Origin of the sequence: Alkalibacillus sp. S2W (genome assembly GCF_046764385.1) — a bacterium.
In the GTDB taxonomy this organism is placed as follows: domain Bacteria; phylum Bacillota; class Bacilli; order Bacillales; family Alkalibacillaceae; genus Alkalibacillus; species Alkalibacillus almallahensis.
This window is the reverse complement of record NZ_CP177234.1, coordinates 536706-552696: the sequence shown is the minus strand read 5'-3', so window position 1 is coordinate 552696 and position 15991 is coordinate 536706. Positions and strand designations below refer to the sequence as shown.

Sequence of the window (15991 nt, the reverse complement as noted above, 5' to 3'; positions counted from 1 at the left end):
TACAATTAAAAAAAGAAACCGTTTTAATAGTAACGGTTTCCTTTATTTTTGTTATATTTAACCTCTTATATGAAAGGATTTATGTAAATTGTTTCGGTTTAAAAGTGGCAACTATTCATCTTCCACCCCAACAATCGTAATATCCATTACAACACTTAGATCCAAATTATTATATTCAGTTAATAATTGGTTGTTTGACTGAAAGATTAATAGAATCGGCCTCAACGGGAAACCAATATTCTGTTCAGTCACAATAGCTTTATCTCCATTATCTAGAAGTACAATTTTCCCATTTGGATAAGGGGATATGATTTTCAAAAAAGAAGGTAATATTTCTGGATCAAAATGTGTGCCAGCGTTGCTCATGAGTAGTTCTATCGCTTCATCAGGTGTCCTCCCTGGCCTATAAGGACGATCCATCGTAACCGCATCATAAACATCAGCAATAGCCGTAATACGGCCGTATAGGTGAATATCTTCACCTTTCAAATTTCTTGGATAACCCGTTCCATCATATTTTTCATGATGCTGTAAGGCGATATGTGCAGCTAAAAGGCTAATTTTATCCTTGATTTTCACAAATCCATCCATGGGGTGTTTCTTTACTACCTCAAATTCTTCCTGTGTTAGTTTACCAGGCTTGTTTAGAATCTCTTGTGGAATATATAATTTGCCCAGATCGTGCAGCAACCCGCCTACAGCAATATCACTTAACTGGCTCCTTCTTAAGCCTAGCTCCTTAGCTAGATACAAACTTAACACTGTTACGGAAACTGAATGAGTGTATGTACCAAGATCATAGCCTTGGATACTTGTAATATCTATACCAATATCATCATTTGACAATACCTCAGACAAAATATCCTCCACCACATCTGTAATTTCTTCCATGCTTCTAACATGATCGGATTGATGAAAATTTTCTAATACATCTTTTGTAGTCGAGATAGCTTTTATTTTTGTTTCTTCAGTTAACGATTCCTGGAGTTTAATGTCTACACCTTCGAATCGTTCATCGCGTATCGTTAGACGTCGATACCCCATCTTTTTTAATCGTTCAATCATTCTGGATTGGAGTTTTGTTCCTTCTGTGATCAATCGAGCACCACTAAGGTTATAGATATTTTGCTCTAATATATCGTTTACTTTAACATTTTCTATATTTATATTTCGCATAATAAAGCATAAACTCTCCTTGCTACACATTTTATTACTATTAGATTATAGCTATACACTACTCGAGTTAATTATTGTACTCTGCAAGGGCAGGATCAACAAATGGTCACTTCAGTTATTCAAAGGGTTAGATAAAAACACATGCAATATTGAGTAACTCTCATCCCTCTTCAACTAACAACCCAACCCATGTTAGCGATATATCATTTAGACAAATTTATACATTAAAATATCATCCACATATTCATTCTCATTGAATTTGAATTCTTTAACCTTTCTACCTTCCTCAACAAAACCCATACCTTTATATAAATCAATTGCTTTTTTATTTGTTGAAAATACCCCCAAGGAAACTTTTTCAATAGATTGATTTTGTTCAGCCCAAACCAACATACGTTTCATCAAGAACTTTCCAATTCCCATACTTCTAAAATCTTTCTTCACCATCATTCCAATTGATCCAGTATGAGAAAGCCTTATTCTGTTTGATGACAAAAACACGATCCAACCTAATATCGTATTTTGATATTCAGCAACCAACATTGTATCTTTATCGTTTTCTAAAACTTTTTCTATCCAATCTCTTTGCTGTTCTACTGTCTTATTAAATTCCTCTGATACAGTTGTCAGAAAATCTCCTTCGGAAACCACTTCTTCTTGTATGTGTAATATCTCTGAAGCATCTTCTAATTTTGCTTGTCGAATAACAACATCTTCTTCCCTTATCAACATTATCACTCCACAATTGTCATTTTAATCTTGAAAGACCCTATTTATAATCAGTGCTTCTCCACCATTACTTTATAATTATTAAAACAACTTTATTTAAATTATTTTACCATATAAATATTAATTCTATTGAATCCTTATCTATTATTCACATAGTTTAAACTACATTTTCATAGATGAAGCGTCTCTATAAAGATGCAAATCACTCTTTTACTCCAAAACCAATTAATCAAGAGACAAAACTTTTTAATTGGCATTTCATTAAAAATTGAATATACTAGTAAACACATCAGAATTAAAGGAGTTTTCCGAAATGACTCAAAAAATACACGTGATCCATGAAAACGCAGAATGGTCAGAACCCCTCTTCGAAGCACTCGACGCATTAGGCGTGCCGTATGAAGATTGGTTCATCGACCAAGGATCGATCGATTTATCCGAGGCACCACCTGAAGGTATTTTCTATAATCGCATGAGCGCATCATCACATACTCGCTCACACCGATATGCTCCCGAATTCACTTCAGCAGTGCTTGCTTGGCTAGAAGAACATGATCGTGTCGTCTTAAATGGCAGCCACGCGCTCGATTTAGAAATCAACAAAGCGAGACAATATAGCGCCTTGCAAAAAGCCGGAATTCGCACACCGAAAACAATCGTGACTACTGGTAAAGATCAATTAATCGAATCAGCGAAACAAATGGAAACCCCGTTCATTACGAAACATAATCGCGCTGGCAAAGGGCTTGGTGTGCAATTATTTTATAGCGTCGAAGGCTTAAAACAGTACGTGTACTCAGACGATTTCGAAGAGCCAATCGATGGCATCACATTACTGCAACAATATATTGAGTCACCTGATTCATCGATCACACGGTGCGAATTTATTAATGGGCAGTTTTTCTACGCGGTAAACGTCGACACATCAGAAGGTTTCGAATTATGCCCAGCTGATGCTTGCTCGATTGAAGACCAATTTTGCATGACGACTGAGAATACGCGCGACAAATTTCAAATCATCACAGAATTTGATGATCCAATCATTACGCAATACGAGCAGTTTTTGAAACAAAATAACATTGCATTTGCGGGTATTGAATTCATTCGCGATGAAGCCGGATATCTTTACACATATGACGTCAACACAAATACCAACTACAATTCAGACGCCGAAGCTAAAGTCGAACAATACGGCATGCAAGCAATCGCCAATACACTTGCGCACTATCTCAATCAGCAAACAAAGAACGAACAGCACGTCGGATAAATAAACAAAAATCGCACTGAGGACTTGATCCTTCGTGCGATTTTCTATATCTATGTCGAACTTATATACCAAAGTTCTACTTATATTCCGATCTAAATTGTATTAACGATCAACTCCGAACCAACTCACGAAACGCCTCATCAGGATTCTGATGCACGGATGTTAAATCGCTATAAGATCCTTCAAAAACGATTCTACCATCATGTACCAAAAAGATATGACAGTTGACATGCCCCAGTTCTTGTAACGTATGCGTTGACATGACAACGTATTGACCAGAACTATTAGCAACAGACTCCAAACGATTTAACACGTTTAAGCGCGAGTCAGGGTCAACACCAGATGTTGGTTCATCAAATATGTATAGCTTCCGATCAAGTGCACACATCGCCGTCACCATCAACCATCTTCTTTCGCCGAGTGACATATCACCAAGTTTCAAATGCCATAAATGCTTAGCAAGTGATTGCTCTCTTTCATTCATCCCATCGAAGAAGACAGGATTGTTCACGTCAAATGGTCTCGAGGCCGTCTTCAAAAATAATCGCACCAAATCTTTACCTTTCAATGCATTCAGAAACGGAACCCCTTGGACTTGATAAGCTATTTCAGACTTCTTCACCCATTTACTCAATTCACCAGCATTTGGTTTTAGCGAACCAGCCATAATATTAAACAACGTCGTCTTACCCGACCCATTCAACCCTAGTACGACATTTAATTGATCAGGTTTTAATTTCACATTAACATTTTCTAGAATCTTTCTTCCGCCCTCTTGATATCGAAAATCCGTATTCACAATTTCCACACCAACACCTCCTATTGTCGAATCGTCCTGGATTCTAAATTCGCAAGCTTAATGGTTACTAGGCCAATGATCATATATATGCAACCTACGATGACCAGGGTCAACACATTCATTACATCCACAACATCAGAAATAATAACCGCTTCAGATACGCGCAAAATAAACTCAGCCGGATTAATTAGAAACAACGGAGATTGCACCCCAACCATATCGCTCGTTAGATACATTAAAACGATGGTCAGCAAACTAAACGCCGGCGCAATCGAATCCTCCTTAAATGGTAAGGTCATGATCCACGAAAAGAACAGCACTACTGGAATAAAGGTCACAGCAATTAAGAGTAAACTATTCATAATCAACATGAATGGATTCATTTGAAATAGCAAAGCAACGACTAAATTGAACACGATCATCGATACAATCAAAAACAACAAGTTCGCTAAACCTTTTCCGAAAATAATTGAGCGTTTTGACCCTGCAATAAAACTAAACATCTTCATAAACCCTTCTTCACGCATCATAAAAAGGGAAATAGCTGTATTAATCACCGCCGAAACCAAAATCATGAAGCTCCAAAAGAAGGATAATTGTATGTATGCTTGTTGATCTTGAGGTTGATTAACAAACCAGTCGTTATGATTAATGAAGAAAAAGATTAACGGAATGAGGACGACCCAAAACAAAATCATCTTATTATAAATATTTTCTTTTAAAAACAAAATAAAAAATTCATACGTCTTGGTCATATAACCTTCCTTTCGAGAAACAAATTCAAATTAGTTATACTAACAATTATATTTGACCCGATTGCATATAACATTAAAAGCAATATCTTAATAATTTTAATCTATTCAAACTCCTCATCAAGAAATGCTAAGCTTTCGTTTGTTTAAGTACACCTATTTACTTTCAAGTTTTAAGGCATCAACATACTGTTTAGCTTCCACTAATGAAAGCCCCATTGTTTCTCGAACCTTTTTTACCGCTTCGACATCATTACCTTCATCAAGCAATTCTCTTAATTCATTATTTATTGGCTTTTCAGGGACATCAACTTTTTTAGAAATTTGTTCTAGATTATAATTCATGTTCTTAACACGACCATCTAGTTTATTGACCGCAAAGAGTAGATAAACTCCAATAAATAATATTAGTGTTTCTAAAAAATAAACTTCCATGTTAGTACCCCCCCAAATATGTAATCAATACCATTTCATCTATGAATCGTATCCACTAGTGACATAGCTTTGACAATTCTAAATCCGTAAAATGACCAATATTAAAAACAATCCAATTGTCATATATACAATATATCTTTCTTTGTTAATCCCTTTTTTTAATTCCCACATTCCAAGCGTCACTAAAAATGTTCCGCCCAACAGAGCTGAAATAATCATCAAAATTATTAACATTATTAATCCCCCCCTCCACTCCGTATTACATATGTCTTTATTTAAGCCGTCAGCATGATGAAAATGAATTAGACCCCATAATTCACTTAACTCGCTACTTTAATTGAATAACACTCTTAAATTAATTTTGGACTCTCATCATGTAACCTTCCTTTCAAAGAGTAATATAGAAAACACTTAATTTCCTTCATTATTGCTACACTATGTATGTATCAAATTCCAAATTTAATCAATCATTTTTACATATTATATCAGATTACCATAAAAATAGGAGTTAGAAATTTAAATTCCTAACTCCTACTTTCCGAGCTCTACTGCCCCAGCAAGCTTTTTATTGAATGTTTAATATAATTAATATCTCAATCTATCAACCTATTACTGACTGATTGCGTGGTAAGATTGAACTAAACCATTTCCATAGTAATCTGGGTTACCTAAATCGTTTGCTGTTGATTGTAGTAACGAGCGTAATTCAACATTCGTCAGACCTGGTTTCGCTTCCCAAACTTGAGCTGCAACCCCAGCTACATGTGGTGAAGCCATTGATGTACCATTTAGTGAATCATAGCCATTACCTGGCACTGTACTTTGCACGCTAACGCCAGGAGCCGCTAATTCGACGTCTGGACCATGACTAGAGAAGCTTGCACGATTATTATTCTGATCGACAGCTGCTACGGCAATAACCGAATCATATTTTGCTGGGTAACCAACTGTGTCACCCCAGCCCCATGAGTTACCACTATTACCAGCTGCAGCTACAACTAATAAACCTTCAGAGTAAGCCATATCTGAATATTGTTCTAGAATTGAAGAGCTTGAAGAACCACCTAAACTCATATTAATAACGTCCATATCATTTTGAATAGCCCACTCAATTCCTTCTGCAATCCCAGCATACGAACCACTACCATCGTCATCTAACACCTTAACAGCGTGTAACGATGCATCAGGAGCAACGCCAACAACACCTGTATTGTTATCATTCGCACCAATCGTACCTGCAACATGTGTGCCGTGTCCTTGTCCATCAGCATAAGGTGAATCACCAAAAACTGAGTGGCCACTTGATACATTTAGATCCTCATGTGATCGATCGATTCCAGTATCTAGAACCGCAACATCAACACCTTCTCCAGTGTACCCATTGTTTTGTGAGGTTTCACCTTCTACATGGGGAACTCCCCAAGGTGTATCTTGAGCATATGCTTCTGCTTCTGCATTTTCTTCAACAAATTTAATCTGGGGATGATTACTTAGTCCATTTGCTTGTCCTTCAGTTAATTCCAAATGATAGACGGGTAACAAATCAAATTCATGTAAGACCTTATCACCCTCGACACCGAAAGCATTAAGCAAACCTTTCTTAGCTGGACCATCAAACTGCACCAAGTATTCGTCAGTGCTTTGGCCATTACCTTCTTCAGCGAACACCGTATGCATCGGCACTAAAAATAATACCAGCATACTCACGACAACAATTAACTTTTTCACAATCATGTCCCCTTTCCAAATTTTTGTTATGACTTTTACATCATAACTTTGATTCGCACCACTAACTTCAACACAACATCTGCATGTGTAACTAGATTATTCGATGGCTTGCTTTTTCAATTACAAAATAGTAGACTACGTTTGGTTACTTGATTGATCACTTGTTAGCTTGAGATTCAGATTGATTAACAATGCGTTATGAAGAAGTTAATGAGCGTTATAGTTACACTATCACAGACAAAAAAATGATGCGTTTGGACTCACGCATCATGTCAATCGATTATATTAGAAATACTACTAATTACTTTCATAAACTAAATAATTATAAGAATAGTAATAATTTTTGTCTTTTTTTTGGCAAGTTATGTCGAAACTACTCGCAATCTTGTAATTTATTCAATTGATTATCTACTTTTTCCACAAACTTCTCATGATCAATTACACTGAACAAACTTCTAGCATTCATGAAACACGTTCGCGCTGCCTCAAGATCATCCAATGTTTTATAGCAATGCCCTTGAATAAAATAAGACTCTCCTAATCCATGAAAAGTGAAATGTCTCTTGCACAATAGAATAGCCTCATCACAACATGCTAAACTTTTATCAATCTGATTTTGTATCAAGTAGACTCTTCCTAAATTATATAATAGACCTGTCTCTAATTTAGTTTCATATAATGGTATTAGCCTCAAGTTGCTTAAAGCTGTTTCATAAGAATCTATTGCCGATAAATATTCTTCTTTTTCAGCATATATATTACCGATATTAGATAATATATGCACTTCTCTTTCAGAAGCTGTTTTATTAGTCGTTTTGGCTAATTTCAACGCATCTTGTAGCACTAATAAGGCTTGGTCAAGATTATTTTCGACGTAACGAATCGCAATCGCTTTATGCCAAAGTAAGAATTGATGAAAATGTGCCACCTCCATCAAAGGGCTATTTTCTTCCGCTTTAACTAAATTCATAAGGGAATGAAAATCTTTAGTTTCAACTAGTGCCCTAGCTTGCCGTTCAACCTCCATAATATAATCAAATCTCTCATTATTAGATGCAAACAAAATATAATCCACATCAACACCGAGTCGTTCAGCTAACTGGTATAAAATATGTGAAGCTACATTTTTATTGCCTGATTCAACTTGGCTAATATAAGCCTGTGTACAGATCCCATCTGACAATTCCTTTTGTGATAGGCCATAATAGTTTCTTAGATCCTTTATTTTTTCCCCGATCCGTTGTTCGTCCATCCATGCTTCCTCCTCAGTATTAAAATATAACTATTTTTATATTTTGTGATGTCTGTGCTAGATAATCGTATTAAACACTTTAAATTATTTAACTATTGCTTATATTTAGTTAATACTGATATTTTTATAATGTTATATAATTTATTTATATATGACAAGGAGGGTTTACCATGAAAAAAGTTTTTTATCTCTTATTCAGTCTTTCATTAATCGTTTCATTTACTTCAACGTACTCTGCTGGTGATTTGTCAGCTAGTGATTCGACAAGCCTGGATGACAACTACGTTACGACCAGCGGAGAAATTGAAGATGATTTAGGTACTATTGATTAACATGAAGTTATAGTTACAAATTTTTAGTACCGAATAACAGGAAACACTTATGAATTTACCAGTTGATTCATTTTGTTATGATGTACAGAATCATGTGAAATCGCAAACATGGTTCTGTACTTTTTTTCTAATTTTGTAACAATGCAGATTAGGGACAATGATGGTTTAATATTAAGCGGACTCTTTAATACTTATGAAGTAAAACCTTGAGGATGGACATTTTCGAGTTATACATGGAACCTTCAATACAATTAACATCATCATACTTAAAAATCCCCTATTAATCAACTCATGTCGAATCACTTGAGTTTCATTAAATTGAAAATCAATGTGCAAATCTAAGTACAATTAAGCCGTGATTATGTTGCATGGACTGGGTTTGTGGATACTAAAAATAAATATAGTTAATTTTTTGAATTATTTGACTTTAATCGGTTTTACTCTTAGGATTGGCGTAACTAACACTACATTCAGTGGTACATGGAAATTCGGTCAAAGTAATATCTATTAAGAAAGGAGGGATTCGTTATGAAAAAAGGATTAATATTCCTAACAATCTTAACTTTATTTATTTTACCAGCTTGTGATGGTAAAAATGATTTATCTGGAAAAACGTTTACGATTAGTCACAAAGCAATAAGTCTGATCCCACCAGATGTATCTAGAGAAGAGATTGATGATGATGATTGGTATAAAACTTTTCTGACATTGGAATTTTTGAATGAAAATGAATTCACAAGTACTCAACTTGGAAAAGGCACATATGAATTGGATCGTGATGATAAAGAATTTACAATTCGTTTTGAAAACAACAATGAACACTTAGAAATTGGTTTTAACTTAGAAGAAAGTAAAAAAGACTTTAGTAAGTATTCTGCAGAAATTAATAATCTTGACTTTCAACCGCCAGATGATAATGAAGTAAGCCATTTTCAAAAATTTTATATGAATATAAATTTAGCTATGGAAAATGAGTATGAATTTATAAGAGAATAACAAAAACCCCTTTCACTCTATTCAAAGATGAACAAGTGAGAGGGGTTGCATTTTAGAACCAGTTAAGTGGTTCTGGTTTCGTATTTTGGAGGATGTGTTTTGTTTCAGTATATTCTTCTAAACCGAGCTTACCTAGTTCACGACCAATACCTGATTGTTTATAGCCACCCCATGGTGCGTGTGGGAAGTAAACGTTGAATTCATTAATCCAAACGGTACCCATGCGCATTTTCGCAGCGCAGCGTTCAGCTTTAGCGACATCATTAGTGAATACGCCACCAGCCAGGCCGTAAATCGAATCATTCGCGAGTTGCACGGCCTCTTCTTCACGTGTGAATTTCTCGACAGTAATAATCGGACCGAATGCTTCTTCTTGAACGATTTCCATATCTGTTGTGCAGTTGGTGAAAATCGTTGGCAAGTAGAAGAAGCCGTCTTTTAATTCGGGATCGTCTGGACGACTACCGCCAACAGCTAAAGTCGCACCTTCTTTAATGCCTGTCTCAACGTATTTCTCGACTTTTGCTAGATGTTCTGCAGAAATAAGTGGTCCCATTTGTGTATTTTCATCAAATCCGCTTCCGATTTTGAATTGTTTTACGCGTTCTACAAGAGCTTCGACTAGTTCATCGTGAATGCTTTCTTCAACAATCAGGCGCGTACCCGCTGAACAAATTTGACCTGCGTGGAAAAAGACGCCGTTTAATGCTTGATCAACCGCTAGTTCAAAATCAGCATCAGCAAAAATCACATTCGGATTTTTCCCGCCTAGTTCAAGCGCTAAATTCTTCGCATTCGTGCTCGCCGCTTGCATAATCTTCTTACCTGTCACAATACCACCTGTAAATGAAATCAAGTCGACATCGTGATTCGTTGATAGCTCGGCGCCTGCATCATGACCGGCGCCAAGGATAAGGTTAGCGACGCCTTTCGGTACACCCGCTTCTTCCATTAACTCAAATGTTTTAAGCGTTGTCAGTGGTGTGATTTCACTTGGCTTCATGATCAGTGTATTACCCGCTACTAAGGCTGGTGCTAGCTTCCATGATGCCTGAAGCAGTGGATAGTTCCACGGTGTGATCTGGCCACATACACCAACTGGTTCATGAACAACTTTACTAATCGAGTTCGGTAGTGGAGATTCAATGATTTCACCACCGTTTTTATCTGCAATTTCCGCGTAATAATGGAAAACGCCTGCGATGTCATCCATATCGCCACGGCTTTCCTCTACCGTTTTTCCTGTATCTAATGATTCTAAGCGCGCTAGTTCTTCACGGTCACGTTCGATGAAGTCAGCGATTTTGCGTACGATCTTGCCGCGTTCTGTCGCTGGCATTGTCGCCCATTCTCCTCCGTCAAACGCTTTACGCGCTGCTGCGATTGCTTCCTGTGCGTCGGTTTCATCGCCTTCTGGAACAGTTGCGATGACCTCTTGGTTATACGGGTTAATGATGTCACGCGTTTTGCCTGAATTTGCGTCAACCCATTCCCCGTTAATGTATTGTTTTTGTTTTAACGTCATTAAGATCCACTCCTATTGGTTAAGGTTTAATATAACATCAAGACGCTGCTAATAAATAAACAGCGCCTTGTCTAAATTTTAGGCTTCAACTGCCCCTGCATCTTTAGGGTCGACACCGTGACGGTAATACGGTAGATTCTCAGCTTCTAACGGTTTCTTGCCACGAATTAAGTCCGCTGCTTTTTCTGCTAACATTAAAACAGGTGCGTGGATATTCCCGTTCGTGACGTATGGCATAGCTGATGCGTCCACGACACGTAAATTATCTAAGCCATGAACTTTCATCGTCTTCGGATCAACAACAGCCATCGGATCTGATTCAGGCCCCATTTTCGCTGTACATGATGGGTGTAAAGCCGTTTCCGCATCTTTTGCGACCCAGTCTAAAATCTCATCATCCGTTTGTACATCTGGTCCTGGTGAAATCTCGCCACCATTATATTTTGACATCGCTGGTTGCGACATAATCTTTCGGGTAATCTTAACCGCTTCAATCCACTCACGACGATCCTGTTCCGTTGAAAGATAATTATACACCATGCTTGGATGTTGTTTCGGATCTTTAGAACGGATCTTAAGTGAACCACGCGCATCCGAATACATCGGTCCAACGTGAACTTGGAAACCATGATCCGCTTCGGCTTTTTGACCATCATAACGAACCGCAAGTGGTAGGAAATGATACATCAAGTTCGGATAATCTACTTCTTCGTTCGAACGAATAAAGCCGCCACCTTCGAAATGGTTTGTCGCAGCTGGACCCGTGCGGCCGAAAATCCACTGCAAGCCAATCCAAGGCATTTTTGCTTTACTCAAGTTCGGCTGTTCTGAAACAGGCTCTGGACATTCATATTGAATATACGCTTCTAAGTGGTCTTGTAAGTTTTCACCAACACCTGGTAAATGAACAACTGGATCAACACCAACTGAACGTAAATGCTCTGCATCACCGACACCTGATAACTGAAGTAATTGCGGCGTATTAATCGCCCCACCTGACAGAATCACTTCACCTGCTTCAACATAATGCGTTTTCCCGTTTCGCTTATACGTTAACCCTTGCGCACGACGACCACTGAAGTCAATATGTTGCACGAACGCACGGGTTTTAACCGTTAAGTTTTTACGTTTCATCGCTGGACGTAAATAAGCACGTGACGCTGACATACGACGGCCATTACTGACGTGCTTATCAAACGGACCGAACCCTTCCTGACGGTAACCGTTAACGTCTGGCGTGCGATTATAACCCGCTTCAACTGCTGAATCGAAAAACGCTTTAAACAACGGATTTTTCGCCGGGCCGCGCGTTAAGGTGAACGGACCATCATGGCCACGATACGGATCTTCTTTGTCCGCTGCGACCGTATTTTCTAAACGTTTGAAGTATGGAAGGCAGTGGGCATAATCCCAATCATCCATCCCTTCATCAGAACCCCAACGTTCATAGTCCATTGGGTTACCACGTTGATAAATCATACCATTGATTGAACTTGATCCACCTAATACTTTACCACGAGCGTGCGAAATACGACGACCACCCATGTAAGGCTCCGGATCTGATTCATACTTCCAATCATATAAACTCTTACCAGCCGGGAATGGTAACGCAGCCGGCATTTGAATTAATAGGTCCCACGCATAGTCACTACGACCTGCTTCTAACACTAACACACTATATTTTCCATCTTCACTCAGACGGTTTGCCATAATCGAGCCCGCACTACCAGCTCCAACTACAACGTAATCATATCGTTCTGCCATATGAAAAACCTCCTCGATTATTTGAACTAACATTAGGGCAACAACGAATGACTTTTATATGTTTAAAAAGGGGGGGTTGTTTGCATGAAAAAAATAAGTCATTCATTGTCGCATTAATTTTATTAAATTATTTTTTAACGAATTTAACAATTTTAATTTACCATACTCTAAGGAGGTTGTAAACTATATAAACTAGTTTAGCGGAAGAAACTAAATTTTCGCACTATTTTACTTCTTAAGTTGTTGAGAATAAAAAAGATTCACAACCACCTTGTTAGTGGTTGTGAACCTTTTGTTGATGGAGATGATATTAGTTTCTATTATACATTCTTTTTTCTAAAGACCACAAAAACCAGGAGTAAGAAAATCATGATATAGATGATATTTCCTACAAATAATTGAGCTACGGATAACTGGGTCATTGATGCAATGTCGCCGTCACTACTGATTTGGTTACTCAAATTCAACATGTTAAAAGGATTCCATTTGACCCATTCCCATTTTTCAATAGCCAAGAACAAGATACCTGACACAATGGAAGTAGCAAAATAGAATATGATACCAATCACAACGGAAACCGCTGTATTCCTAAAAACACAAGATAATAATAGTACTAAACTAATGATCAACCATACACCTATAAAGTTACCTAATGTAGTAAATAGAAACGATTGTATTAAGCTCATTTCTCCATTCACATTTTGTGAAAGGCTTAAATCCGGTAATACAAGAAATTTTAGTATGATGGCTATAATAGCCGTGCTTACATATAGACTGATCGAGTAAATAAACAAAGTAATACACTTACTTATAATAACCTGTGTTCTAGTATAGTTACGGTAAAGTAAGTTTTTAATTGTTCCGTATTGGAATTCCATTGTAATAATTGTACTGGCTTGAATAATCATAATAAAAACAATCCAAGCGTAAGTGTATTTTGCAAGAGAAAAATACATAGTTTTGCAATCAAAAATACATAAGATTGCCAGCCCTTTTTCGCTATTCTTGATTAGATAGTGCGTGCTTCACTCTAAAGCTATCTCCAGTGAAGTTTAGTACATGCGCATGGTGGATCACGCGATCCACTAAGGCAGCTGTTAAACGTGAATCTGAAAATATCCGGTTCCATTGACTAAATTCTAAATTGGACGTGATCATTAAGCTTTTTTGTTCATACCACTCAGAGATGAGTTGAAATAACAGCTCTGCTCCTTCTTTTCCGAATGGAATGTATCCCATTTCATCTAATACGATTAAATCAACCGTTTTAAACTTGTTCCTAAAGTTTCGTAATTTTCCGTCTTGCCACGCTCTATCTAATTGATCAACGAGATCTGAAACACGGAAGAATCGGACCTCAAAACCATTTCGACAAGCCTCCCGGCCTAACGCTGTTGCTAGATGGGTTTTACCTGTTCCTGGTGCTCCTGTTAAGATGACATTTTCGACGCGTTTGATAAAACTGAGGGAAATCAGTTCATCTTTATCTAATTGTTGAGGAAAATGGATATGGCTTCCCCAATGATAATCATCCAGTTCTTTAACATGTAAGAACTTCGCCTTCTTCATTAAGCGGTCCGCTCTGGCTTCCTCCCTTAAAGCGAATTCCTTTTCAAATAGCTCTTTTAAAAATTGCTCTTTTGTTTCAAATGGTATTGATTCATAAACGTCTGCTACATACGCTAATCTTAGTGACTTGCACATGGCTTTAATATCCCGCGTCATGTTGACTCACCCCTTGGAATGTTTTGATCATAAAGGCTCCAGTCAACATCATATGGATGGTCGTCGTGTTCAGGTTGTAGATCGTTATCTATTAAGTCATAAAATTGATCATTAATTTGTTCCATATCATGTTGGGCCAATTGATGAATCAACCAACGCAGCCTTTCTTTTCTTAAACGATGATCCTCAATCCGGATATATTCAAATATTCGAACCGGCAAGTATGGTTGGTAACGTGAATACTCTATGGCTCTTGGCTTATCCAGCCAAGAGGATAGAATACCTTGCCAAGGAATTTGTCTTCTTTTATGCATATACGGTCTAACATCTTTCATAAGGATCTCTCCGTTAGGAGATGTGACTTTAAATTGATCCCAATAAAGCACTAATCGAACTTGTCCAAAATTATAGCTCTTAGGTACATGTACTTTGACTTGGTCGACCACAATTTCCCCATATTTATTAGCTTTCACCCATTTTTCTTTAAATATCGGATAATCTTGATCAGGAAGATGAAGCATGTGTTGATGTTCATCTTGATAAAGGTCTTCAATTGTTTGTTGTTTTACATAATGTTGGCGTTGGCGATCTTGTGTCAGTTGGTCCTCCAACCAGTCTGTGAGTTGTTCATATGACGTCATGACAGGTGCAGGTGTTGTGAAATTATATCGAATATAACCAACTTTATTTTCGACATGACCTTTTTCATGGCCACTATAGGGATTACAAGCTTGAATCTCACAACCATAATATGCTGAAAATTGATGGAGTTCATGGGTGAATTCAACTTCCTGATGGCGTCCCCTAGGTTTAATAACAGCTGCTTTTAAATTATCAATTCTTAGCACTCTAGGAACGGCTCCCATTTGTTTAAAAATAGTTTCTAGCCCTTTTAAGAAACATTCTTGGTTTTCACTTGGTAACGGAACACAAAAAGTTGCGTTGCTATAAGGTAAACTAAGGGACAAACCATGAACATCGACATATTGACCATCTTTAACAGCTTCTAACAAGCCAAAATCAACTTGCGCTTCACCTGGAGGATGTTGTAACCTTTCGTACCCCTTATCCTTCGTGGAATCATCGTTGATCTTTCCTTCACGCCAGTCTTTAATAAAATGGCAAACGGTACGATATGAGCCTTCAAAGCCAATGGCTTGTAATTGTGCAAAAATAGCTTTATTCGTACGACGCTTTTTGTAAGGTAGTTTATAATCTTCTATAAGCCAATCCGATACGATCTCACCCCATCCTTCTTCATGCATCATGCCTTGTTTGGGTTGCACGTTTTCTTGAGGCACCCAATCCTTATCGGCGTACTTTTTAGCTGTACGCCAATTAATACCAAGCATTTCAGCGATTGAATTGACGGATTTTGATTTTTGATTTCGTAAAACTTTGATACAATTAATTTCAGACATTGCCAGCATTCCTTTCAACCTCCACTGTTTAATTGATTCGACACCAATAACAGTAGTGGTATTTGATTGGGCTGGCAAGTCTTTTTTTTT

General features: G+C 37.5%; 16 protein-coding genes. 3 read left to right on the top strand and 13 right to left on the bottom strand.

All coding sequences use genetic code 11. From position 1 onward, the window contains the following. Positions 1–111 precede the first annotated feature (111 nt). Together ACKXGF_RS03035 and ACKXGF_RS03030 are read right to left on the bottom strand one after the other, a co-directional pair. A complete protein-coding gene (locus tag ACKXGF_RS03035; protein WP_411954807.1) occupies positions 112–1176 on the bottom strand; it encodes an HD-GYP domain-containing protein in 1065 nt (354 codons plus the stop codon). Positions 1177–1383: 207 nt separating this feature from the next. Further along, positions 1384–1908, bottom strand: a complete 525-nt coding sequence (locus tag ACKXGF_RS03030; protein WP_411954806.1) for an N-acetyltransferase family protein — start codon at positions 1906–1908, stop codon at positions 1384–1386. Between the two features lie 310 nt (positions 1909–2218). Between ACKXGF_RS03030 and ACKXGF_RS03025 the strand changes: the two genes are divergently transcribed. Further along, positions 2219–3172 carry an ATP-grasp domain-containing protein gene (locus ACKXGF_RS03025; RefSeq protein WP_411954805.1) on the top strand — a complete coding sequence of 318 codons (954 nt, stop codon included), beginning with the start codon at positions 2219–2221 and terminating at the stop codon, positions 3170–3172. Positions 3173–3281: 109 nt separating this feature from the next. Here ACKXGF_RS03025 and ACKXGF_RS03020 read toward each other — a convergent pair whose 3' ends face one another. The 6 genes from ACKXGF_RS03020 to ACKXGF_RS02995 all read right to left on the bottom strand — a co-directional run bounded on the left by ACKXGF_RS03020 (position 3282) and on the right by ACKXGF_RS02995 (position 8138). Beyond that, positions 3282–3980 (bottom strand): ATP-binding cassette domain-containing protein, encoded by a 699-nt coding sequence (locus ACKXGF_RS03020; RefSeq protein WP_411954804.1) that lies wholly within the window; start codon positions 3978–3980, stop codon positions 3282–3284. 11 nt (positions 3981–3991) lie between these two features. Beyond that, positions 3992–4726 (bottom strand): hypothetical protein, encoded by a 735-nt coding sequence (locus ACKXGF_RS03015; protein WP_411954803.1) that lies wholly within the window; start codon positions 4724–4726, stop codon positions 3992–3994. Between the two features lie 153 nt (positions 4727–4879). After that, positions 4880–5158: a hypothetical protein gene (locus ACKXGF_RS03010; protein ID WP_411954802.1), complete on the bottom strand. Its 279-nt coding sequence runs from the start codon at positions 5156–5158 to the stop codon at positions 4880–4882. Positions 5159–5236: 78 nt separating this feature from the next. Continuing rightward, positions 5237–5392: a hypothetical protein gene (locus tag ACKXGF_RS03005; protein ID WP_411954801.1), complete on the bottom strand. Its 156-nt coding sequence runs from the start codon at positions 5390–5392 to the stop codon at positions 5237–5239. 375 nt (positions 5393–5767) lie between these two features. Next, a complete protein-coding gene (locus ACKXGF_RS03000) occupies positions 5768–6892 on the bottom strand; it encodes a S8 family peptidase (RefSeq protein WP_411954800.1) in 1125 nt (374 codons plus the stop codon). Between the two features lie 367 nt (positions 6893–7259). Then, positions 7260–8138 (bottom strand): helix-turn-helix domain-containing protein, encoded by an 879-nt coding sequence (locus tag ACKXGF_RS02995; RefSeq protein WP_411954799.1) that lies wholly within the window; start codon positions 8136–8138, stop codon positions 7260–7262. A gap of 170 nt (positions 8139–8308) precedes the next feature. Here ACKXGF_RS02995 and ACKXGF_RS02990 point away from each other — a divergent pair, with 170 nt between their 5' ends. Together ACKXGF_RS02990 and ACKXGF_RS02985 are read left to right on the top strand one after the other, a co-directional pair. Further along, complete coding sequence (locus tag ACKXGF_RS02990; RefSeq protein ID WP_411954798.1) at positions 8309–8470, top strand: hypothetical protein; 162 nt, start codon at positions 8309–8311, stop codon at positions 8468–8470. 528 nt (positions 8471–8998) lie between these two features. Further along, positions 8999–9466, top strand: a complete 468-nt coding sequence (locus ACKXGF_RS02985; RefSeq protein WP_411954797.1) for a hypothetical protein — start codon at positions 8999–9001, stop codon at positions 9464–9466. Positions 9467–9518: 52 nt separating this feature from the next. On the opposite strand, the gene betB is transcribed toward ACKXGF_RS02985, so the two are convergent. From betB to istA, 5 genes are all read right to left on the bottom strand, one after another. Beyond that, entirely contained in the window at positions 9519–10991 is a 1473-nt protein-coding gene (gene betB, locus ACKXGF_RS02980; RefSeq protein WP_411954796.1) for a betaine-aldehyde dehydrogenase, read from the bottom strand. 78 nt (positions 10992–11069) lie between these two features. Continuing rightward, the gene (gene betA, locus ACKXGF_RS02975; protein ID WP_411954795.1) at positions 11070–12755 is read right to left on the bottom strand and encodes a choline dehydrogenase; all 1686 of its coding nucleotides are present in this window, start codon (positions 12753–12755) and stop codon (positions 11070–11072) included. Between the two features lie 320 nt (positions 12756–13075). Next, positions 13076–13711 carry an ABC transporter permease gene (locus tag ACKXGF_RS02970; RefSeq protein ID WP_411954794.1) on the bottom strand — a complete coding sequence of 212 codons (636 nt, stop codon included), beginning with the start codon at positions 13709–13711 and terminating at the stop codon, positions 13076–13078. A 43-nt stretch (positions 13712–13754) separates the two neighbouring features. Next, the gene (gene istB, locus ACKXGF_RS02965; protein WP_411953787.1) at positions 13755–14480 is read right to left on the bottom strand and encodes an IS21-like element helper ATPase IstB; all 726 of its coding nucleotides are present in this window, start codon (positions 14478–14480) and stop codon (positions 13755–13757) included. Further along, on the bottom strand, positions 14477–15979 hold the full coding sequence (gene istA / locus ACKXGF_RS02960) for an IS21 family transposase (protein ID WP_411953786.1): 1503 nt from the start codon (positions 15977–15979) through the stop codon (positions 14477–14479). Before istA ends, istB begins: the two co-directional genes overlap by 4 nt. Positions 15980–15991 lie beyond the last annotated feature (12 nt).